The organism is Pantoea sp. Fr-CA_6 (assembly GCF_024520895.1).
Lineage (GTDB): Bacteria > Pseudomonadota > Gammaproteobacteria > Enterobacterales > Enterobacteriaceae > Pantoea > Pantoea agglomerans.
On sequence record NZ_JALNPO010000015.1, the window covers coordinates 32,727 to 53,820 of the forward strand.

The 21,094-nt window shown below is 55.8% G+C and carries 21 protein-coding genes; 15 read left to right on the top strand and 6 right to left on the bottom strand.

Annotated features, from left to right (window positions below; translation table 11 throughout):
- Nucleotides 1-88: 88 nt before the first annotated feature.
- Together lpcA and NR201_RS20055 are read left to right on the top strand one after the other, a co-directional pair.
- Complete coding sequence (gene lpcA / locus NR201_RS20050; protein WP_010255178.1) at nt 89-667, top strand: D-sedoheptulose 7-phosphate isomerase; 579 nt, start codon at nt 89-91, stop codon at nt 665-667.
- Nucleotides 668-718: 51 nt separating this feature from the next.
- Complete coding sequence (locus tag NR201_RS20055; protein ID WP_010255181.1) at nt 719-1,486, top strand: class II glutamine amidotransferase; 768 nt, start codon at nt 719-721, stop codon at nt 1,484-1,486.
- Here the strand turns inward: NR201_RS20055 and dpaA are convergent.
- On the bottom strand, nt 1,457-2,200 hold the full coding sequence (gene dpaA / locus NR201_RS20060; protein ID WP_010255183.1) for a peptidoglycan meso-diaminopimelic acid protein amidase: 744 nt from the start codon (nt 2,198-2,200) through the stop codon (nt 1,457-1,459). The genes NR201_RS20055 and dpaA overlap by 30 nt on opposite strands.
- Before the next feature lie 244 nt (nt 2,201-2,444).
- Between dpaA and dinB the strand changes: the two genes are divergently transcribed.
- Entirely contained in the window at nt 2,445-3,500 is a 1,056-nt protein-coding gene (gene dinB, locus NR201_RS20065; RefSeq protein WP_010255185.1) for a DNA polymerase IV, read from the top strand.
- A gap of 36 nt (nt 3,501-3,536) precedes the next feature.
- Here the strand turns inward: dinB and NR201_RS20070 are convergent, their stop codons facing one another.
- The 4 genes from NR201_RS20070 to pepD all read right to left on the bottom strand — a co-directional run bounded on the left by NR201_RS20070 (nt 3,537) and on the right by pepD (nt 8,851).
- Nucleotides 3,537-4,604, bottom strand: a complete 1,068-nt coding sequence (locus NR201_RS20070) for a sugar ABC transporter substrate-binding protein (protein WP_010255186.1) — start codon at nt 4,602-4,604, stop codon at nt 3,537-3,539.
- A gap of 25 nt (nt 4,605-4,629) precedes the next feature.
- Complete coding sequence (locus NR201_RS20075) at nt 4,630-5,631, bottom strand: ABC transporter permease (RefSeq protein WP_010671160.1); 1,002 nt, start codon at nt 5,629-5,631, stop codon at nt 4,630-4,632.
- On the bottom strand, nt 5,628-7,133 hold the full coding sequence (locus tag NR201_RS20080; protein ID WP_256850106.1) for a sugar ABC transporter ATP-binding protein: 1,506 nt from the start codon (nt 7,131-7,133) through the stop codon (nt 5,628-5,630). The genes NR201_RS20075 and NR201_RS20080 overlap by 4 nt, the downstream gene beginning before the upstream one ends.
- 260 nt (nt 7,134-7,393) lie before the next feature.
- The gene (gene pepD, locus NR201_RS20085) at nt 7,394-8,851 is read right to left on the bottom strand and encodes a beta-Ala-His dipeptidase (RefSeq protein WP_010671162.1); all 1,458 of its coding nucleotides are present in this window, start codon (nt 8,849-8,851) and stop codon (nt 7,394-7,396) included.
- A 254-nt stretch (nt 8,852-9,105) separates the two neighbouring features.
- Here pepD and gpt point away from each other — a divergent pair, with 254 nt between their 5' ends.
- The 3 genes from gpt to crl all read left to right on the top strand — a co-directional run bounded on the left by gpt (nt 9,106) and on the right by crl (nt 11,462).
- Nucleotides 9,106-9,564 (top strand): xanthine phosphoribosyltransferase, encoded by a 459-nt coding sequence (gene gpt / locus NR201_RS20090; protein WP_031590376.1) that lies wholly within the window; start codon nt 9,106-9,108, stop codon nt 9,562-9,564.
- A 116-nt stretch (nt 9,565-9,680) separates the two neighbouring features.
- Nucleotides 9,681-10,928 carry an esterase FrsA gene (gene frsA / locus NR201_RS20095; protein WP_061901724.1) on the top strand — a complete coding sequence of 416 codons (1,248 nt, stop codon included), beginning with the start codon at nt 9,681-9,683 and terminating at the stop codon, nt 10,926-10,928.
- A 132-nt stretch (nt 10,929-11,060) separates the two neighbouring features.
- The gene (crl, locus tag NR201_RS20100; protein ID WP_003851176.1) at nt 11,061-11,462 is read left to right on the top strand and encodes a sigma factor-binding protein Crl; all 402 of its coding nucleotides are present in this window, start codon (nt 11,061-11,063) and stop codon (nt 11,460-11,462) included.
- A gap of 259 nt (nt 11,463-11,721) precedes the next feature.
- On the opposite strand, the gene ompC is transcribed toward crl, so the two are convergent.
- Nucleotides 11,722-12,834 carry a porin OmpC gene (gene ompC, locus NR201_RS20105; RefSeq protein ID WP_010255197.1) on the bottom strand — a complete coding sequence of 371 codons (1,113 nt, stop codon included), beginning with the start codon at nt 12,832-12,834 and terminating at the stop codon, nt 11,722-11,724.
- A 238-nt stretch (nt 12,835-13,072) separates the two neighbouring features.
- Between ompC and proB the strand changes: the two genes are divergently transcribed.
- From proB to cspA, 9 genes are all read left to right on the top strand, one after another.
- Nucleotides 13,073-14,176 carry a glutamate 5-kinase gene (gene proB, locus NR201_RS20110; protein ID WP_010255198.1) on the top strand — a complete coding sequence of 368 codons (1,104 nt, stop codon included), beginning with the start codon at nt 13,073-13,075 and terminating at the stop codon, nt 14,174-14,176.
- Nucleotides 14,177-14,186: 10 nt separating this feature from the next.
- Nucleotides 14,187-15,440: a glutamate-5-semialdehyde dehydrogenase gene (proA, locus tag NR201_RS20115; RefSeq protein ID WP_033766601.1), complete on the top strand. Its 1,254-nt coding sequence runs from the start codon at nt 14,187-14,189 to the stop codon at nt 15,438-15,440.
- Between the two features lie 360 nt (nt 15,441-15,800).
- The gene (locus NR201_RS20120) at nt 15,801-16,532 is read left to right on the top strand and encodes a S24 family peptidase (RefSeq protein ID WP_010255201.1); all 732 of its coding nucleotides are present in this window, start codon (nt 15,801-15,803) and stop codon (nt 16,530-16,532) included.
- 423 nt (nt 16,533-16,955) lie between these two features.
- Nucleotides 16,956-17,234, top strand: coding sequence for a hypothetical protein (locus NR201_RS22705; protein ID WP_071785064.1), 279 nt, complete (start codon nt 16,956-16,958; stop codon nt 17,232-17,234).
- 204 nt (nt 17,235-17,438) lie between these two features.
- Entirely contained in the window at nt 17,439-17,906 is a 468-nt protein-coding gene (locus tag NR201_RS20125) for a glycoside hydrolase family protein (RefSeq protein WP_010255203.1), read from the top strand.
- Complete coding sequence (locus NR201_RS20130; RefSeq protein ID WP_010255205.1) at nt 17,903-18,250, top strand: hypothetical protein; 348 nt, start codon at nt 17,903-17,905, stop codon at nt 18,248-18,250. The genes NR201_RS20125 and NR201_RS20130 overlap by 4 nt, the downstream gene beginning before the upstream one ends.
- Nucleotides 18,247-18,540 carry a hypothetical protein gene (locus tag NR201_RS20135; protein ID WP_033766602.1) on the top strand — a complete coding sequence of 98 codons (294 nt, stop codon included), beginning with the start codon at nt 18,247-18,249 and terminating at the stop codon, nt 18,538-18,540. The genes NR201_RS20130 and NR201_RS20135 overlap by 4 nt, the downstream gene beginning before the upstream one ends.
- A 203-nt stretch (nt 18,541-18,743) precedes the next feature.
- Nucleotides 18,744-20,498 carry a glycosyl hydrolase family 28-related protein gene (locus tag NR201_RS20140; RefSeq protein WP_033766603.1) on the top strand — a complete coding sequence of 585 codons (1,755 nt, stop codon included), beginning with the start codon at nt 18,744-18,746 and terminating at the stop codon, nt 20,496-20,498.
- A gap of 381 nt (nt 20,499-20,879) precedes the next feature.
- Entirely contained in the window at nt 20,880-21,092 is a 213-nt protein-coding gene (cspA, locus tag NR201_RS20145) for an RNA chaperone/antiterminator CspA (protein WP_003854408.1), read from the top strand.
- The last annotated feature ends 2 nt before the right edge of the window (nt 21,093-21,094 follow it).

The following is a 21,094-nucleotide window of genomic DNA, read 5'->3' on the forward strand; positions in this document are numbered from 1 at the left end:
CCTGGCCAGCCATGGCATGACGCTTTGCGCTGACCGGCCATTCCGTTAAACTTGCTGCGATTAACCTCTCCTAAAAAAGGACATCCCTATGTACCAGGACATTATCCGCTCTGAGCTTAATGAAGCTGCTGATACGCTGAATAAATTCCTCAGCGACGAGGCCAATATCCATGCGATCCAGCGTGCGGCGGTGCTGCTGGCTGACAGCTTTAAGGCGGGCGGCAAGGTGCTTTCCTGCGGTAACGGCGGTTCACATTGCGATGCGATGCATTTCGCTGAAGAGCTGACCGGTCGCTACCGCGAAAATCGTCCTGGCTATCCGGCGATTGCCATCTCTGATGTCAGCCATCTCTCCTGCGTCAGTAATGATTTTGGTTATGACTATGTCTTTTCACGCTATGTGGAAGCGGTAGGGCGTCCGGGCGATGTGCTGCTGGGCCTCTCAACTTCCGGTAACTCTGCCAATATCATTAAAGCGATTGAAGCTGCCCGTGCGCAGGGGATGAAAGTGATCACCCTGACCGGTAAAGATGGCGGTAAGATGGCAGGCAGTGCCGACATTGAAATCCGGGTGCCACACTTTGGTTATGCCGATCGCATCCAGGAGATCCACATTAAAGTGATCCACATCCTGATGCTGCTGATCGAAAAAGAGATGGTGAAGTAACTGCGCTGGCCTCCCGCCTGACGGGAGGCCGCTTACTCTAAGGCGGTGGCTATGTGCGAATTGCTCGGGATGAGCGCCAATGTTCCCACGGATATCTGTTTCAGCTTTACCGGTCTGGTTCAGCGTGGCGGTGGAACCGGGCCTCACAAAGATGGCTGGGGCATTACCTTCTACGAAGATAAAGGTTGTCGTACGTTTAAAGATCCGCTGCCGAGCTTTAACTCGCCGATTGCGCGTCTGGTGCAGGAGTATCCGATCAAATCGCATTCGGTGGTGGCGCACATCCGCCAGGCGAATCGCGGGCAGGTGTCGCTGGAAAATACCCACCCGTTTACCCGTGAGTTGTGGGGCCGTAACTGGACCTATGCGCACAACGGGCAGCTCAGGGGCTATCGGCAGCTGGAGACCGGCACATTCCGGCCAGTAGGCGAAACGGACAGCGAGAAGGCGTTCTGCTGGATCCTGCATCAGCTGGCGACGCGCTATCCACGTACGCCAGGCAACTGGCCTGCGGTATTCCGTTTTATCGGGGAGCTTGCCGGCACGTTGCGGCAGAAGGGCGTGTTTAACATGCTGCTGTCAGACGGCCGTTATCTGATGGCCTTTTGCTCCACCAATCTTTACTGGATCACCCGTCGCGCACCCTTTGGCCGGGCGCAGTTACTGGATCAGGATGTGGAGGTCGATTTTCAGCAGCACACCACGCCGCATGACGTGGTGACGGTGATTGCTACGCAGCCACTGACGGCCAATGAAACCTGGCAGCGGATCGTGCCAGGTGAATGGGCGTTATTCTGCCTTGGAGAGCGCCAGGAATGAACGTGAAGCGGCTTCGGGACTGGCTAAAACCGGTGCCGGGCTGCTGTTCATCACATATTTACCGCTGGCGACATTAACCATCGGCGGCTGATGATATTTAGCAAAGTAAGCGTATCCCGGCTGCAGCTGCTGCCAGAAACTGGCATAGGTGGAGTAGCGGTGACGCTGCATATTGCTGTCGGTCATGCGGAATGGATAGATGCTGATGCTGATATCCTGCTGGCCGTTACGCAGCGCGGCATTCACATAGGTAAAAATCTCATCCATATAGGCGTTAGTCATGGCATAGCAGCCAATCGACTTACAGTCGCCATGAATCATCAGGTAATTGCCGCTGTAGCCCTGATTACGATCGTACTGATTCGGAAAGCCGATGTTGATCGCGCGATAAAACCGGCTATCCGGCTTCAGCTGATTCAGCTTCACGTTGTAAAAACCTTCCGGGCTTTTGAAATCGCCTTCACGACGTTTCGGGCCGAGGCCGCCAGAAAAGTTACAGATGCGGTAGGTGTCCAGCAGGCGGTATTCGTTACCGATTTTGCCGTAGAGTTCGAGCGTGCGTTCTTCCTTGAAGATCTGGATATAGACCGGGGTGCCGAGTAACTGCTTCTTTAATTCTTTGCTGACCGGTGCCGTTGAGACGGGTTCGGGTGTCATTGCCATGCTGAGGGCTGGCAGTAAAATCATCGCAAACAGGAGTGCGATTTTGCCCATGCTGTGTGTACCTTGAGGTGAAGAGAACATGACGCAAAATGTGCGTCTCTGTTTGCATTATCGGAACTGTCCGCTACCGCAGCGCAACATTAAACATTGTCTGTTTTTTTAGCAAGACGGCGTCAGCCAAATTCGCGATTTACTGAAGGATATTCGACCAGAAATTTGTAAACTTTAATCGTCAGCGCGACAAATATTGCAGTTACCCCTGCCAACTGTATACTTATCCAGTGCCGGAGGGGGTATGCGTAAAATCATTCATGTCGATATGGACTGCTTCTATGCCGCGGTGGAGATGCGTGATAATCCCCAGCTGCGCGACATCCCGATCGCCATTGGTGGCAGCCGCGAGCGTCGCGGCGTGATCAGCACCGCCAACTATCCGGCGCGCAAATTTGGCGTGCGCAGCGCGATGCCAACCGGCATGGCCCTCAAGTTATGCCCGCATCTGCGTCTGCTGCCAGGACGCTTCGACGCCTATAAAGAAGCCTCCGCGCAGATCCGCGACATCTTTACCCGCTATACGCCGCTGATTGAACCGCTCTCCCTCGATGAAGCTTACCTGGATGTCACCGACAGCCCCCACTGTCACGGCTCTGCCACGCTGATGGCGCAGGCGATCCGTGCCACCATCTACCGTGAAACCGGGCTTACCGCCTCAGCGGGCATCGCCCCGATTAAATTTCTGGCGAAGATCGCCTCTGACCTCAATAAGCCGGACGGCCAGTTCGTGATTACCCCGCCGGAGATGTCCGGTTTTCTGCTGACCCTGCCGCTGGCGAAGATCCCTGGCGTCGGCAAGGTCTCGGCCAAAAAGCTGGAAGAGATGGGGCTGGTGACCTGTGGCGACGTGCAGAAGGCAGACTTAGCGCTGCTGTTAAAGCGCTTTGGCAAGTTTGGCCGGGTGCTGTGGGAGCGCAGCAATGGCATTGATGACCGCAGCGTGATCGTTGAGCGCGAGCGTAAATCGCTGGGGGTTGAACGGACGCTGGCGGAAGATATCAGCGACTGGGATGCCTGCCTGGAAATTATTGATTTTCTCTACGCCGAACTGGAACGCCGGCTGACGCAGATCCGACCTGACAAGCAGGTGGCGCGTCAGGGCGTCAAACTGAAGTTCAGTGATTTTCAGCAGACGACCCAGGAGCATATCTGGCCGGTGCTGAACAAAGAGGACATGATTGCCATCGCCCGTAAAACCTGGGATGAGCGTCGTGCCGGGCGCGGCGTGCGGCTGGTGGGATTACATGTGACGATGGTGGATCCCCAGCTGGAGCGTCAGCTGCTGCTGGGTCTGTAACCGTCAGCCTCACCGACCGGCAAGGCTGACATCCGATTACTTCTTATATTTCGCCGCCAGGGTCGCAAACCACGGTGCGACGAAATCCTCATTGCTGCCCCAGCCCGGAATGATCTTGTTCAGTGACGCGACGTTCACCGCGCCAGGCTGGCTGTTAAGCTGTTGCTGAGAGATTGATGCCGCTTTAAACTGATAAGTCGCTGGCGTCTCTTCACCGGCAATTTTCTTCGCCACCAGACGCATATTCACCGCGCCAATAGTTTTAGGATCCACCGCTACCGTCTGCACCCACGGGCTGTTTTTCTCGCGCATCAGCTGCAAATCCTGGTTCGAGACATCAATGCTGTAGAGCTTGATCTCGGTACGGCCATTCTCCTGCAGCGCTTTGTAAGCGCCCTGGCTGAAGGCGTCCCAGGCACCCCAGATGGCGTCGATTTTGCCTTTCGGGTATTTCGCCAGAATCGCGCCAATTTTATTGGCGGTGTCGCCCTGAACGTCAGTTGAAACCGCACCAATCGACTCAAGCTGATGAATGCCCGGATTCTCTTTCAGCAGTTTTTCATACACCACCTGACGGCGTTCCATCGGCGGGAAACCGGCAACCCATAGCTTGACGATGTTCGCCTTGCCGTTGAAATCATGGATGAGCTGGCCCAGCGACAACTGCGCCAGTGAAGCGTCATCCTGCGCGGTGACGGTGACGCCCGGGATCGGGCTATCCACCGGCGTATCAAACACCGACAGCTTAATGCCTGCATCGGCAATGCGCTTCACCAGTCCGCTGGCGTAGGGCGCTTTACCGTGCGACAGCACGATGCCGTCATATTTCTGGCTGATCGCCTGATTCACGAAATCCTGGAAGCGCGCATCGTCGCCATTGCTGAGAAAGGTGCTGACCTTGAAGCCAAGCTGGCGACCCTGCTGAATGGCACCGGCAACAAACTGGGTGGTGTTGTCATCGGAGCCGAGATTGCGGATCACCGCAATACGGATCGGGCCATCATGACTGGCGATAGCCGCAGGCACCGGCGTGACGGTATCCGCGAAGGCGGCGCTGGCGTTCAGCAGGCTCAGGGCCAGCAGCGAGAGTGTTATTTTTTGCATTGTTATCAACTCCGGTAAACGCGCCTCAGCGGCGCTGGATATAGGTGATCGCCAGTGCTAAAGCCAGCACCAGCCCTTTAATAATGTCCATGGCGTAGTAGGGAACAGAGAGCATCACCAGACCGTTCTGCAGCACGCCGAGGATCACCGCACCGACCAGCGTGCCCAGTGCATTCGGCTTGCCGGAACCCGCCAGTGAGAAGCCGATCCACGCCGCCGCGACCGCGTCCATCAGGTAGCCGCTCCCGGCATTGACCTGCGAGGAGCCGATACGCGAGGCGAGCAGAATGCCGCCCAGACCGGCCAGCAGTGAGGCGATCACATAAGCCAGCACCCGATAGCGGGTGGTGCGGATGCCGGAAAGGCGCGCCGCTTCCGGATTGCCGCCCAGCGCATACATCCGGCGACCATGTTTAGTCAGTGAGAGCGCCAGCTGCGCGGCGACGGTGACGACCAGCATAATGATGACGATGGTGGGCACCTGGCCGAGCAGGCCAAACGCCGCCGGAATGGTGCCTTCCGCCATATCACCGCTCGGCAGCACCATGTTCTCGGTGATCGATCCGCCAAAGCTGTAGGTCATCGCCACACCCTGAATCACAAACAGTGTCGCCAGCGTTGCCAGCATGTCGGGGATGCGCAGGATCACAATCAGAAAGGCGTTAAACAGCCCGACCAGGGTGCAGAGCGCCAGGGTGAGCAGGATGGCGGTGGTAGTGCCGAAGCCGTACCAGACAAACAGTGAAATCACCAGTGCATTGGCCAGCGAGGCGGTCGATCCGACTGACAGATCAAAGCCGCCAACGGTCAGCGAGATCGAGACGCCGATCGCAATCACCGTGACAATGGCAATCGAGCGCAGAATATTGATGATGTTGTTGGGTTCAAGGAAGCTGTCGGAGGCGAGACCAAAGGCGGCGATCAGGATCACCACCGTGAGCAACATGCCCCATTTATAGAGAAAGTCGAACAACTGGTGACGCCACGGCGAGGCTGTCAGATTCAGGCTGGTTTCTTTGCTGCTCACGCAGGGGTTCCTCCGGTGGAATAGAGCAAAAGCGTCTCTTCGGTGACGTCGCGTGCAGCCAGCTCGGCCACAATGCGTCCATCCCAGAGCACGCAAATCCGGTCGCATAAACCGACCAGTTCAGAAAACTCTCCCGACGCGTAAATGATGCCTTTCCCATCGCGCGCCAGGTTATCGATCAGGGTGAAGAGTTCGGTTTTGGCTTTGATATCGACGCCTTTCGTCGGCTCATCGAAAATCAGCACGTCGGCGTTGTTGCGCAGCCATTTGCCTATCGCCACTTTCTGCTGATTGCCGCCGGAGAGACGGCGCAGCGTCTGTGCCGGACCGGTGGTGCGCACCTGCAACTGCTGGATAACCTGCTCCGCCCAGCGCCACGCCTGGCGATGGCCAAACAGGCTCCAGCGCGAAAAGCTGTCGTCTGCGCTGACGCTGAGGTTCATTGCCACCGACTCATCAATAAAGATCCCCTCTTTGCGCCGCTCCTCCGGCACCAGCGCCATGCGGCGACTGACGGAGTCATGCGGCGAACGGGGCTGCCACGGCTGGCCATGCAGTTCACCGCGCCTGACGCGGCTTTTGCTGGCACCAAACAGCGCCTTACAGAGTTCGGTTTTACCGGCACCGGCCAGGCCTGCAATGCCCAGAATTTCCCCTTTGTGCAATCGTAGCGAGATATCCTGCAGCAGTTGCTCATCATGAAGACCGTCAATCGCCAGCAGCAGCGGCTGAGCCTGCCGCGCACGGCGTGCCGGGAAGATATCGGTGAGCTGATGGCCCAGCATCTTCTCCACGATCTGCTCACCGCTCAGTGCCGTCATCGGGCCGGTTTCGATCAACCGGCCATCACGCAGCACCGTCAGCTGGTCACAGATTGCTTTCAGTTCATGGATGCGGTGAGAGATAAACACCACGCCGATGCCGCTGGCCTGCAGGCGACGCACCACAGCAAACAGCCGCTCACTTTCATGCTGATCCAGCGGGGCAGTGGGTTCATCCAGAATCAGAAAGCGGCAGTGGTGCGACAGCGCGCGCGCCAGCAGAATTTGCTGCTTTTCAGCCAGGGTGCAGCGCTCCACCAGCCGGTTGACGTCCAGCGCCACGTCGAGCTGAGCCAGCAGCGCCCGCGCCTGACGCCGAACCTCGCCCCAGCGATAGCGGTGGCCAGGCTCTGCCAGCCGATCCAGCAGAATGTTTTCCGCGACGCTGAGCTGCGGCACCAGCGCCACGTCCACTTCCTGCTGAACCAGATGGATACCCAGCCGTTTCGCATCACGCGGCGTACGGATGGAGACCGGCTCACCATCCAGCAGGATCTCGCCGCTGTAGTGGCTGTGCGCACCGGAAAGGATCGCCATCAGTGTTGACTTGCCCGCGCCGTTAGCGCCGGTCAGAGCATGTACTGAATGGCCGTCACTGCGGAAATCCACCGACGATAGCGCGGCAAACCCGCCAAAAGCGATGGAGATGTTACGCATCTCAAGGCAGTTTAACCCTGGCATGTCATTACTCTCCTGAAGAATCACTGGCCGCATTTTTTCCTGAACCTTCAGGCGCGGCAACAGCCGAAAGCGCATAAGCTAGCACGAAATCTTATTAGCCATCCAGACATCTGGACATAATGGCGGCTGTGACCAGCGAAGCGCGGGAAAGCGGCGGAATAACGGGGTAAAGGACGGAAAAGGCAGCGAATTATGCTGGGGGAAAGTCACAGGCATAAAAAAACCAGGCCGGAGCCTGGTTTACTTTTTTTGTGACAGAATTACTTTTCTGGCACCACATTCAGCAGGGTGGTCAGCAGTTTCCAGTAAAGGCCAACGCTTTCGATGTGAACCTGCTCATCCGGCGAGTGCGGCCCGGTGATGGTCGGCCCAATCGATACCATATCCATCTCCGGATACGGTTTTTTGAACAGACCACACTCCAGACCGGCGTGGATCACCTGAATGTTCGGGGTCTTATCAAACAGCGCGATATAGGTCTGACGGGTCAGCGCCATAATGGCGGAGTCCGCATCAGGCTGCCAGCCTGGGTAGCCGCCTTTCGCTTTGGTCTGTGCACCGGCCAGCTGGCCCAGTGAGGTCAGCATCTGCACCACATAATCGCGGCCGGTGTCGATCAGCGAACGGATCAGGCAGTTGATCTCTGCATGATCGGCTTCCATGGTCACCACACCGATATTCAGTGAGGTTTCTACTACGCCTTTCGCCACGTCGGAGTTGCGGATCACACCGTTTGGCATGCTGTTGAGCAGGTTCAGGAAGCGATCGCGGCTGTCAGCGTTCAGAGCATCACCCTGATGCGCCAGCGGCTCAGTGACCAGGGCGATGTTCGGCTCTTTGATGCCGTGCTCATTTTTGATGGCGCTCAGGAAGTGCGCCGCCGCTGATTTCAGCGCATCCGCTTTGTGGCTCTCGACCGCCACGGTAGCGAAGGCTTCACGCGGGATCGCGTTGCGCAGCGTACCGCCGCTGAAGGCCAGCAGACGCAGATCCAGTTCAGCAGCGTGTGCCGCCAGGAAGCGCGCCAGCAGTTTGTTGGCGTTGCCGAGGCCCATATGAATATCGGCACCGGAGTGACCGCCACGCAGGCCTTTCAGCGTCAGCTTCAGGGTCTGGAATTCAGCAGGCACCGCTTCACGGGTCAGTGGCAGGGTGGTGACGAAGTCGATACCGCCCGCGCAGCCCATGTAGATCTCACCTTCTTCTTCGGAGTCGGTGTTGATCAGGATTTCTGCCTGCAGCCAGTTGGGTTGCAGACCGAATGCGCCATCCATACCGGTCTCTTCAGTCATGGTCAGCAGCACTTCCAGCGGGCCATGCGTCAGGCTGTTGTCAGCCAGTACTGCCAGCGCAGAAGCCATACCGATGCCGTTGTCCGCGCCCAGCGTGGTGCCGCGCGCTTTCACCCACTCGCCGTCAACCCAGGGCTGAATCGGATCTTTGGTGAAGTCATGAACGGTGTCATTATTTTTCTGCGGCACCATATCCAGATGCGCCTGTAGCGCAACCGGGGTACGGTTTTCCATGCCTGCGGTGGCGGGCTTACGAATCAGGATGTTGCCGACCTGATCGCGCTCACACCAGAAGCCTTGCTCTTTGGCCCAGCCGACGATGTAACTCGCCAGCGCTTCTTCGTGAAAAGAGGGATGGGGAATAGAGCAGATCTTAGCGAAAATATCCCACAGCGGCTGTGGAGAGAGTTGAGACAATTCAGACACGACAGGTCTCCTGTGTCAGTGTACCGGCGAGGCCGGACATCGCGAGTTTCCAGTGAAAAATCGCCGTCAGAGAATCTGACGAGCCAGGCCCGAGAATATCACTGTTTTCTACCGGGTGCGCTCTCAGACGCGCTAAAAAGCCGCAACCAGTGCGCGGGTGCTGGTTTTTAGTGCGTCAACTCCTTATAATCTCGCGCAACCTTTTCCCCGTTGCACATTTTTACGCCACCTCGGTTGGCTGGGATTTCTATTCTATGAGCGAAAAATACGTCGTTACCTGGGACATGCTTCAGATTCATGCCCGTAAACTGGCCCAGCGGCTGCTTCCTGTTGAACAGTGGAAAGGCATTATCGCGGTGAGCCGCGGCGGTCTGGTACCGGCTTCGCTGCTGGCACGTGAACTGGGTATCCGCTACGTCGATACCGTCTGCATCTCCAGCTATGACCACGATCATCAGCGCGAAATGAAAGTTCTGAAGCGCGCAGAAGGCGACGGTGAAGGCTTTATCGTGATCGATGACCTGGTGGATACCGGCGGCACTGCCCAGGCGATTCGCGAGATGTATCCGAAAGCGCGTTTCTGCACCATTTTCGCTAAACCGGCCGGTCGCTCACTGGTTGATGATTATATTGTCGATATTCCGCAGGATACCTGGATCGAGCAGCCGTGGGATATGGGTGTGGTCTACATCCCGCCGATTGTTAAAAACTGATTGATACACATCAGACAACGCCCGGTTTTCCGGGCGTTGTGCTTTCTGTGCCTCGCAGCCCGAATTGCCGTACAGTACACTTAGCCATCGCCGTTTCTGTTGCAGGAGAAGTGAGTATGTCGAGCAAAAATCTCAGCGAGGAGTTGTTCAAACCGCGCTTTAAACATCCTGAAACCTCATCCCTGGTTCGCCGCCACCATCATGCTACTTCGGATGTCCACTCAGCCCTGGATGGTGACAGCCAGCGTGGCTGGTATCGTATGCTGAATAAGCTGATGTGGACATGGCGTGGCCTGACGCCGCAGGAGATCAGCGAAGTACTGGCACGTATTGCCATCAGCAATGTTGAACATACTGATGAGACGCTGCTCGACACTGTAATCGGTTTTCGCGGCGGCAACTGGCATTTCGAATGGTGTAAACAGGCGGGTATCTGGCAGCAGAAAGCGCTGGAGGCCACCGACGACAGCGAGGCGGGCGACTACTGGTTACACGCGGCGCATCTCTACAGCGTTGCGGCCTATCCCTATATAAAAGGGGATGAGCTGGCCGACCAGGCGCAGACGCTGGCGAACCGCGCCTATGAAGAGGCGACTCAACGCCTGCCGGGCGAGCTGAAACCGCTGACGTTCGCCATTCAGGGTGGCAGCCCGGTTAACGGCTTTCTGCACATGCCGCCTGACGTTGAAGCGCCTTATCCCACCGTGCTGTTCTGTGGCGCGCTCGACTCATTACAGAGCGATCACTATCGCCTGTTCCATGATTACCTTGCACCGCGCGGCATCGCCATGCTGACCATTGATGTGCCGTCGGTAGGCAACTCGGTGAAATGGACGCTGAGTCAGGACACCAGCTTTCTGCATCAGCAGGTGCTGCGCGATCTGAAAAACGTGCCCTGGATCGACCATACCCGCGTGGCGGCGTTTGGTTATCGCTTTGGCGCTAACGTGGCCGTACGACTGGCCTATCTGGAATCGCAGCGGCTGCGTGGGGTCGCCTGTCTTGGCCCGATTGTGCATGCGCTGCTGACGCAGACAGCGTTGCAGGATGAGATCCCGGATATGTATATGGATATGCTGGCGAGCCGGCTGGGCATGGCAACCGCTTCTGACAGTGCGCTGCGTACCGAACTCAATCGATATTCGCTGAAAACTCAGGGATTGCTGGGCCGCCGGACGCCGACACCCATGCTGTCGGGCTACTGGCAAAACGATCTTTTCAGCCCGGAAGAGGAGAGCAAGCTGATCGCTAACTCTTCGTCAGACGGTAAGGCGTTGCTGATTCCGGTGAAGCCGATGATGGCCAGTTTCGACAAGGCGCTGAATGAAATTTGCGACTGGCTGGAGAAGCGTTTAAAAAGGTAACTGGCAAAATTTACAGTATTTGCTACAACTAGTAGCGGAATTCTTCCGGGCTGCCGTTAAGCGAAACATGACATCCCCTGGCCGTCCGGAAAATCAAGGCTGTATAGCGGTCAAAATCTATGGAGATTCAGCATGACGTTACCAAGTGGTCATCCCCGCAGTCGCCTGCTTAAGCGCTTTACGGAGCTTGGGCCTTATATTCGCGATGGGAAATGTGGCGAAACCCGGTTCTTTTTCGACTGCCTGGCTGCCTGCGTTAATGTGAAACCGGCACCGGAACTGCGTGAGTTCTGGGGCTGGTGGATGGAGCTGGAAGCGCAGGCTGACCACTTTACCTATGTCTACCATATCGGTCTGTTCGATAAAGAGGGTGACTGGTCGGTGGCAACCATCAAAGGCAAAGAGAATACGGCGCGCGTGGAAGAGACCTTACGGAATTTCCATACCCGTCTGAAAGCGATGCTGAAAGAGTTCGAGCTGGATCTGATTCCGGCCAGCGATTTCGATGAGAAACCGGTGAAGCTGAGCGCCTGATTGGGTAGTGCAGTGAAATAAAGACGAAAAAAATGGCGAGTTTAAAAACTCGCCATTTTTGTTGAAGGCTTGTCCGCTGTGAGTTTGAGCCTTCGCAGAGAACACGGTCAGATCGGAAAGACGCAAAAGCCGCCATCCATGGCACGCTCGGCCCGCGCCGTCCTGGCGCGGGACGCTTTCCTCTTCTGACCGTGTTCCCTGCGTGTTGAATTTATGCGTTGCTGCCAGATCCAAATCCGTCCGGTTTTCTAGCCTGAAATCAGAACTGGTAAGTCACACCCATCGCGACCACGTCATCGTTGTTAATCGACAGCGCGTTGTCATCATCCAGCTGGTTGATTTTGTAATCAACGAAGGCAGACATATTTTTGTTGAAGTAGTAGGTCGCGCCCACGTCGATATACTTCACCAGATCCGCATCGCCGATACCGTTTTCGATATCTTTGCCTTTGGTCTGTACATAGCCAATGGAAGGACGCAGGCCGAAATCAAACTGATACTGCGCCACCAGTTCGATGTTCTGCGCTTTGTTGGCTGCGCCCGCGACGGTAGCACCGGTGTTACGGTTGGTGCCGCTGATTGGTGTCATGTTGCGGGTATCGGTATAGATCGCCGCCAGGTAGACGCTGTTGGCATCATACTTCACGCCTGCACCCCAGGAATCCGCACGGTCACCGCCGCCATAGGCGCGTGCCTGCTGCTGGTTGGTACGGTCAGAAGAGGTGATGGCACTCATCAGGCTCACACCGGAATCACCCAGGGCATAGCCCAGTGAGGCACCGTAGCCGTCGCCATTCTGACGGTTGATGTCGGTGCGGGTGTTGGCGCTGGTGGCGTCGTTTTTACCCTGATACTGCAACGCAAACTTCAGCCCATCGACCAGACCAAAGAAGTTGTTGTTACGGTAAGTCGCCACACCGGTAGCGCGCTGAGTCATAAAGTTATCGGAACGGGCTGTACCGTCACCGCCGAATTCCGGGAACACGTCGGTCCAGGCCTCAACGTCATACAGCACACCGTAGTTACGACCGTAATCGACCGAACCATACTGCGAGAATTTCAGACCAGCAAACCCAAGGCGGGTTTTGTTGCCATTGTTGGCGTCGCTGCCCTCGGAGTTATTGACGTTGTACTGATATTCCCACTGACCATAACCGGTCATCAGGTCGTTAATCTGTGTCTGACCCTTAAAGCCGATACGGGTATAGGACTTGTCTCCATCCTGGCTGGCATTATCGCTGATGTAGTGCTCAGCTTTAACTTTGCCGTATAAGTCCAGTTTGTTGCCATCTTTGTTATAGATTTCGGCAGCCTGCGCGGCAGATGCCAGCGTCAGCGTGGAGAGGATCATGGCCAGTGTGCTTTTCTTCATTTGCTATCAATCCCAATGTGAACGCCGTAAAAAAATGAAAGTTTTTGTAAAGCACGGACTTTTTACCCGTCGGCGATGAACTTTTTATGACACTTTTCATGATTTCTTGTTAACCCTGAACTTTTGGTCTACGTCCTTGTCCGCGTAAATTCGTGCTTTTCCCCCGCTGGCTGTTGGCTTCCTTATCGACTCCTGTTAAAACGTCCTTTCGTAAAAATTTTTCACTACGGCAGGAAATATGAGTGGCAGTCAGACCTTAGTGGTCAAGTTGGGTACCAGCGTTCTCACCGGCGGCTCCCGCCGGCTGAATCGGGCGCACATGGTGGAACTGGTTCGTCAGTGTGCGCAGCAGCACGCGGCGGGCCACCGCATTGTGATTGTGACCTCTGGCGCGATGGCCGCCGGACGCGAACATCTGGGTTACCCCGAACTGCCACCCACCATCGCCTCAAAGCAGCTGCTGGCTGCGGTGGGGCAGAGCCGTCTGATTCAGCTGTGGGAACAGCTGTTCTCAATCTACGGTATCCATATTGGTCAGATGTTGCTGACCCGTGCCGACATGGAAGATCGCGAGCGCTTCCTGAATGCCCGCGACACGCTGCGCGCGCTGCTGGATAACCACATTGTGCCGGTGATCAATGAGAACGATGCCGTCGCCACCGCTGAAATCAAAGTGGGTGACAACGACAATCTCTCAGCGCTGGCGGCGATGCTCGGCGGTGCCGACAAGCTGCTGCTGCTGACCGACCAGCAGGGACTGTTCACCGCCGATCCGCGTAACAATCCTGAGGCTGAGCTGATCAGTGATGTCCATGTGATTGATGATGCGTTGCGTGCCCTGGCGGGCGACAGCGTATCGGGTCTCGGCACTGGCGGCATGTCGACCAAGCTTCAGGCGGCGGATGTCGCCTGCCGCGCCGGTATCGATGTGATCATCGCCTCAGGCAGCCGCAGCGGCGTGATCAGCGATGTTATTGACGGCAAGCCGGTCGGTACGCGCTTTCATGCGCAGCAATCGCCGCTGGAAAATCGTAAACGCTGGATTTTCGGTGCGCCTCCGGCAGGTGAACTCACCGTCGATGATGGTGCGCTAGCAGCAATTATTGAACGCGGCAGTTCGCTGCTACCGAAAGGGATCCGTGCTATCCAGGGGAATTTCTCACGTGGGGAAGTGATCCGTATCCGCAGTTTGCAGGGCAGGGATATCGCGCATGGTGTTTCACGCTACAACAGCGACGCGATGCGGATGATTGCCGGTCATCACAGCCAGCAGATCAGCGAAATCCTGGGCTATGAATATGGCCCGGTGGCGGTTCACCGCGACGACATGATCGTCAGTTAAGGAGCGGACAATGCTAGAAGAGATGGGAAAAGCGGCGCGCGCCGCAGCTTACACCGTGGCCGATCTGTCGACTGCAGAGAAAAATCAGGTTCTGATGACTATTGCCGACCGTCTGGAGGCGGAAAGCGCAGACATTCTGGCGGCCAATGAGCTGGATTTAGCCGATGCGCGTCAGAACGGTATGAGCGCCGCGCTGTTGGACCGGCTGACACTCAATCCGCAACGCCTCGGCAGCATCGCCAGCGATGTGCGCCAGGTCTGCCAGTTGGCCGATCCGGTTGGACAGCTAATTGACGGCGGTCAGCTCGACAGCGGGCTGCGCATTGAGCGTCGTCGCGTGCCGCTGGGCGTGGTGGCCGTAATCTACGAGGCGCGTCCCAATGTCACGGTGGACGTCGCCACTCTGTGCCTGAAAACCGGCAACGCCGCCATTCTGCGCGGCGGTAAAGAGACCTGGCGCACCAATGCGGCCACCGTCCGGGTGATCCAGAACGCGCTGAAACAGCACGGTCTGCCTGCGGCGATCGTTCAGGCGATCGAAAATCCGGATCGCGAGCTGGTGAATCAGCTACTGAAGCTGGATCGCTACGTCGATATGCTGATCCCGCGTGGCGGAGCCGGGCTGCACAAGCTGTGCCGGGAAAACTCTACTATTCCGGTGATCACCGGCGGCATCGGCGTTTGTCATATCTATATTGATGAGACGATGGAGATCGAACCTGCACTTGATCTGATCGTCAACGCCAAGAAACAGCGTCCCAGCGCCTGTAACTCACTGGAGACGCTGCTGGTGGATCAGGCGATTGCCGATCGTTTCCTGCCCGCCTTCAGCGCGCGTATGGCACAGGAAGCGATCGCGTTGCATGCTGACAGCAACGTGCTGGCGCAGCTGCAGCAAGGCCCGGCATCGGTCACGCAGGTGAATCCGCAGCAGTACAATGATGAGTGGCTGTCGCTGGATCTTAACGTCAAATTAGTGGCGGATATGGATGAGGCGATCGATCACATCCGTACGCACGGCACGCAGCACTCGGATGCCATCCTGACCCGTAATACCCGCAACGCCGCGCGTTTTGTCCGTCAGGTCGACTCCTCAGCGGTCTATGTCAACGCAAGCACCCGCTTCACCGATGGCGGACAGTTTGGCCTGGGGGCCGAAGTGGCGGTCAGTACACAGAAACTGCATGCTCGTGGCCCGATGGGATTAGAGGCGCTGACGACCTATAAATGGATAGCATGGGGCGACGATACGCTCCGGCCATAACTGCCATAATTTTTAACAAAGCGGGAGTCTTTCAGAGACTCCCGTTTTTTTTAGCTCCATTTTCCGGTCCAGTGAAAGATAGAGTTTTCTGCGCATCAGCTTAATTTCCGTTCCGGTCTCGTCACTACTGGCCATTATTCTGGCTGATATTCACGCAATTTTTTACGGAACATTCCTGAAAGCCGGGGCTGTACGCGGCCTGAGGCAATATTTTTTGTCCAGCCGCGGGCTGAAGCGGATAATGATTATCAGGAATGCTTGATAAAGCGGTTAGGTAGTAAACGAGCGGTAATATAAAATGAACTGGTAGCAATAATGAAAATAACATCCAGTATCTCTTCTATGGCTGATTATTAACTAATGGTTAAAAAAGAAAGTACAAGACAAGCTTTCACCGCCAGGCTGATAGCGGCCTGTGAGAGTGCCGGCATTGCCGGACATGGACGAAACAAACAGGTTGCCAGGGCTCTGCAGCAGCAAGGCTGTAAGATTTCAACGCCGGGAGTGTGGAAGTGGTTTAACGCGCAGTCAGTGCCGGATGGCGGCAATTTACTGGCTCTCAGTCAGCTGCTGGGCGTCAGGGTTGAGTGGCTGCAATACGGTATGGAACAACCTGCTGAACCGGTGACGCTAAGTGCGCTCACCGGTCAGAAGAATGTGTTTCGGATTGATAGCCTCGACATTGGTCAGCGAAGTGCTGCAGGCCTGCCCGCGCGTGATGAGTTTGTCGAGACTATCCAGGCGATCGAATATGGTCTGGATGAGGCGCGGGTGCTGTTCAACGGGCGCCCGGCGGAAAACATCCGGTTAATCGCTATCAACAGTGACTCCATGGCTGACACCTTTGCGCCGCGCGATCAGCTGTTTGTGGATATCAGCGTGCGGATGTTCGACGGCGACGGCATCTATATTTTCACCCTCGATGAGCAGCTCTATCTCAAGCGCCTGCAGCTGCAGCATAAGAAAATCGCTGTGATATCAGACAATAAGCGCTATGAAACCTGGTATCTCAATCATGATGACGTCACCAGCCTGAAGGTACTGGCCAAAGTGATCATGAGCCAGGCGCGACATTATCAAATCCTCGGTTAAGGCCACTTCTGCCGGTTTTTTCAGGAAGGCTGAAAAAAAAATAATCGGCATAAATTCATAAATTTAACCAGCGGTAAATAAAAAATTAACCAACAGTGTTTGATAAAGCATAAGAACCTGTTAATAATTTGGATATGGATGAACGAAGCAGTTCTTTCAGGGACGAGCCGCTCTTAAACAATTGAGGCGCTGCACAAGCGCGAATCATACCACCACAAAGTTAGTGAACTTTGGGATGGGGTGGATGCGCAAAATGCAGCGTCGTCAGATGCCGTTTATTTCCCCTCGCTTACTTTCCACCTGACTGCTAATGCAGCCGGGCGGTAAGCGTGCGACCGTGATACGCGACATTCGGGCCCGTTCGGTTCGCCGAAAGCTCGCGCCTGCCACCCCATCGCCAAAGACTCATTCACAGGAGGAGTTATGGCGATAATTCACTATGGCAAAAGCGTTTTTATAGGCAACGCACGTACTCGTCGCCACCGGCGGCGCCAACCTCTCAGCAGCCTGACACAGAGCATCGACGAGGCCCTGAACTTCCCAACTGAAACACCCACCCTGAGACGTGCAGAGCAAATCTGCCAGCGTCAGGTCGCCCCGCGCGTTGACCGCGCAATTACTGCACCCCGCGTCACCAGTCAGGAAACACCCAGTTTCGACAATTGCTGTCTTCCGCACGTTCATCTCTACGCCGTGAGCTGAAACGCGCAGAAAACGCATTTTTCCGTTCCGGCTAACTCTTCGCTTTCTCCAGTTCTCACTGGGCGCAATTTGCTGAATTACTGTTCAGTTTTGCTGCAGGGTCAGTAAGGCCTTCTGCTGCGCCGTGCTGAGTAATGATCAGCGAGCGTTATGTATTTCCTTTCACAAGGCTGAGTTGCTTTAACCCGTCATTGAGGAGTCGTTATGAGCCAGATAATCGCAGTACTGAATTTTGAAGAGGGGTATGTCGACACGCCCTATCTCGACACGCTGGGCTTTCCCACGGTGGCCGGCGGCATTCGCATTGGACCCAAGGGGGCGTCTCTGAGTAATTACGCTTTCCGCGTGCCACGGCGCGTCGGTGATGTCTGGAAGCAGTGCATTCTTGAAAACAAAATTCAGGAGATGCAGGGCAGGGAGCTGCTGCGTAATGCGCTGGCGAAGTGCAACGACGCCCGCACCGACGTGCTGCTGAGCATGGCTTATCAGCTGGGCGTCGAGGGCGTCCTGCAGTTCAAAAACATGCTCAGCGCGATCGTGGCTGAACAGTTTAATGATGCGGCTGACGCGATGATGAACAGCCTCTGGGCCCGTCAGACGCCGGGCCGCGCCAGACGTCACGCGGAGATGATGCGCAGCGGAACCTATGCGGTTTACAGGGGGTTGCTATGAGATGGCTCATGTTTCTCACCGCCGTGCTGACGGCAATCATCATTCTGCTGCTGCTGCAGCGCTTTACCACCCTCCAGTTTGTCTCTCATGCCCGTCTGCTTTTCAAAACCTGGTCTGTCTGGCTTGCGTCGCTGGGTTCCATGCTCAGCGCCTGGGCGCAGTCGTTTCCTTCTGCCGCGGTTGATGCCTGGAGTGCACTGCCCGAAGACGTTAAAGCGATTCTGCCGCACAACTACCTCGGGCTGGTGGGCGCCTTCATGGTGGCGATGGGGGTGATTGCACAATTTGTTCGTCAGAAAAACCTGCTCAATGCGAAGGAGCAGTCTGAAGGAGCGAAGCCATGACTCTGATTACCACCTTACTGGGCGGCAGCTGGCACTGGCTTGCCGCGCTGGCTGGCGTAATTGCGGCGCTGGCCGCCAGTTATTTCGGCGGCAAGAAAATCGGCAAAGTGCAGCAAAAAGCGCGTTCTGACGTCGATAACGCGCAACAGGAGGCGTCCCGCGTCACCGCGGTGGCGCAACAGCAACAACATAACCGCGAGGAGGCTAACCGTGTGGCGACTGACAACCATAGCCTTGATGACGCTGCTGCTCGCGACAAGCTGCAGCAGTCGAAATACCACAAACCCTGAGCCGGTGGCGATCACCGACTCTGCCTGCGTACTTTTTTCCCCTCTTTATACCTACGGCGATGACGCGCAAAAAATGGACGTTCGTACGGTGCGCGCCATCAACACCCACAACGACATGTGGGACTCCCTTTGCGGCCATCCGGCTGCGGCTAAGTAGTGCGCTGATTTCAGCGCGATATCTCTATGATCCTGAGGAGGATTCTATGATCGAAGTTAACTCTTTTGCTGAACTGCGTACCACTGTTCCACCAAAATCAGGTGAAGTCGCGAGCCTTAAACGCTATTACGATAAGGACTCCAGCTTCCGTGGCGGCGCAGACTTTGTTGGTTTCCTCAGCACCACTCCGCTGAAAGATGATGGCGGTACGGTGGCGGTGGGTAACGGTTTCTACTGGAAGCGCACCATCAACGATCCCGCCGAAGTGAACATTCTGCACTTTGGCGCGAAAGGGGATGGCGTGACCGATGACACTGAAGCCTTTAAGCGGATGCTGGCATGGACACAGTCTTACAACGCCTATGCGAAAGCGATTCCGGTGCGTTTTCCGGGGGGCCGCTTCCTGATTTCACCCATCGATATCAGCGATACGGAGTTGTCGTTTTTTGGTCTGGCAGGCGATGATATCGAGCTCGGCTCGGCACCGCGTACCACCATTGTTTCTGATAAAAGCGCGAAAACCGTGTTTAAGGTTAATGCGCGTCGAATCGTCATTAAAGGCATCTGCTGGCATGGACAGGCTAACGCCGGGACTGTCGACACCACGGCCAAAGTCACCGTCACGCCTGAACAGTGCAGTAACACGCAGCCGTTCTTTGAAAATACCATTGTCGGAGGCCAGATCGTCAATATCTTCTGCTTCAAGGCGCAAAGTACCGGGGGAACCGTCTTTAAGCTGCAGGATACGCTCGACAGTAAGTTCGATCAGATTTACAGCTCCAATACCTTTTCACGGGTATTTGATGTCGGCTGGTCAAACACGCCGAAGGGGAACTGGGACCACTCAACCGCCATTGAGCTGTGTAATGCCAACTTCCAGTCGGGCTATGGCGACGCCACGCTCTATATGCCGCGCGTCACTCAGGGGCTCATGCGTAACGTCTGGATTGAGCACACGACTAACCCGGGGGATCTGTCGGATGGCGGCTGGAACATCGAAACGCTCAACATTGAAGATTGCGGCACGCCGCTCAATCTCAATAATGCCCGCGTGGTGATGCGTCATATCAACCTGCAGGCGGGGGCGAAAATCACCAATGATCTGGCCGGAAGTAAGTGGTTATCGACCTTCGAATATGGCTATCGTCGGGATGAGAACTACGGCACGTTCATGACCGGTTCGCTGCGTGCCGGCTACTACAGCGGCTATAAAGTGGTGAACAACACTGATACCGACAACTGGTATCGGCTGGGGCAGCTCTATTTCCCGGCGCCTAACCAGCAATGGGTAATGGAGCTGATCGGGAAAGCGGATGCGACCACGCCCTCCGGCACCGCCGGTTCGCCGGTTAATGTGGTGGGCACCGGTAAAACCCTGATCAACCTCCAGCGACTGGAGACGGTCTGGGCCGATGCTTACCATATGGGGCAGCCTTCCGTGCTGGACATTCGTTATGGCCGGGTAGGGACCACCTATGCCGTAATCTGGGTCAAGCTGAGAGCGAACAGCGGCGAGACCATGTTCAACCTGAAGACGACCGGTCCGACCCGCTTCGATACCGGTTCCTGCTCGCTGTTCCAGGCTGATATGTCGGTGGTTACGGACATCACCAAAATCAGCAACCTGAAACCCGCTGCACGTTTTGGCATGCACAACGGGCTGGCGGGCATCGGGGCCAACGAAAAAGGGGTGGTTACGCTGGCTACTGCTGCGGGTACGCCGACTAATAAGACCGCTCCGACCGGTTTTGTGCTGATCAATATCAACGGCGTTGACCGTAAGGTTCCTTACTACGATTGATGATCGGCATGTTTTGGGCGAGGCTCCGGCCTCGCCCTTTTTTGATCTGACATTATCTCCGCTTCTTTTTACGTCGCCGGGAAAGTCACAGTTGCATTGTGAAGCCAGACAGTCTCCCTGACACAGCCTTTCGCCTTCATCCTCGTCAGCGGGCTGATTGCGATTAATTTGAATTACGGCTTGCGTCACTTTAAGAAGTGTGGCCTAATGAATCGTCGGTTTGATTAACAGACACTATCAAAGTAAGTAACCAAAGCAGTTCTCATCTCTAAGTTTGTCGCGAGACATCCCTTCTTTTTGAGTCTTCTCTTACGTTCTGATTAAAATCTGTTCTCAGGCCATTATGTATGCCGGAAGGCTCGATATATTAAGGATTTAAGCATGTCTAACAAAATTCGCGGTACCGTTAAATGGTTTAACGCAGAGAAAGGCTTCGGTTTCATTTCTCCTGCAGACGGCAGCAAAGATGTATTCGTACATTTCTCTGCAATCCAGGGCACCGATTTCCGTTCATTAGATGAAGGTCAGCAAGTTGAATTCACAGTAGAAAATGGCGCCAAAGGCCCAGCTGCTGCGAACGTTGTTGGTCTCTAAGG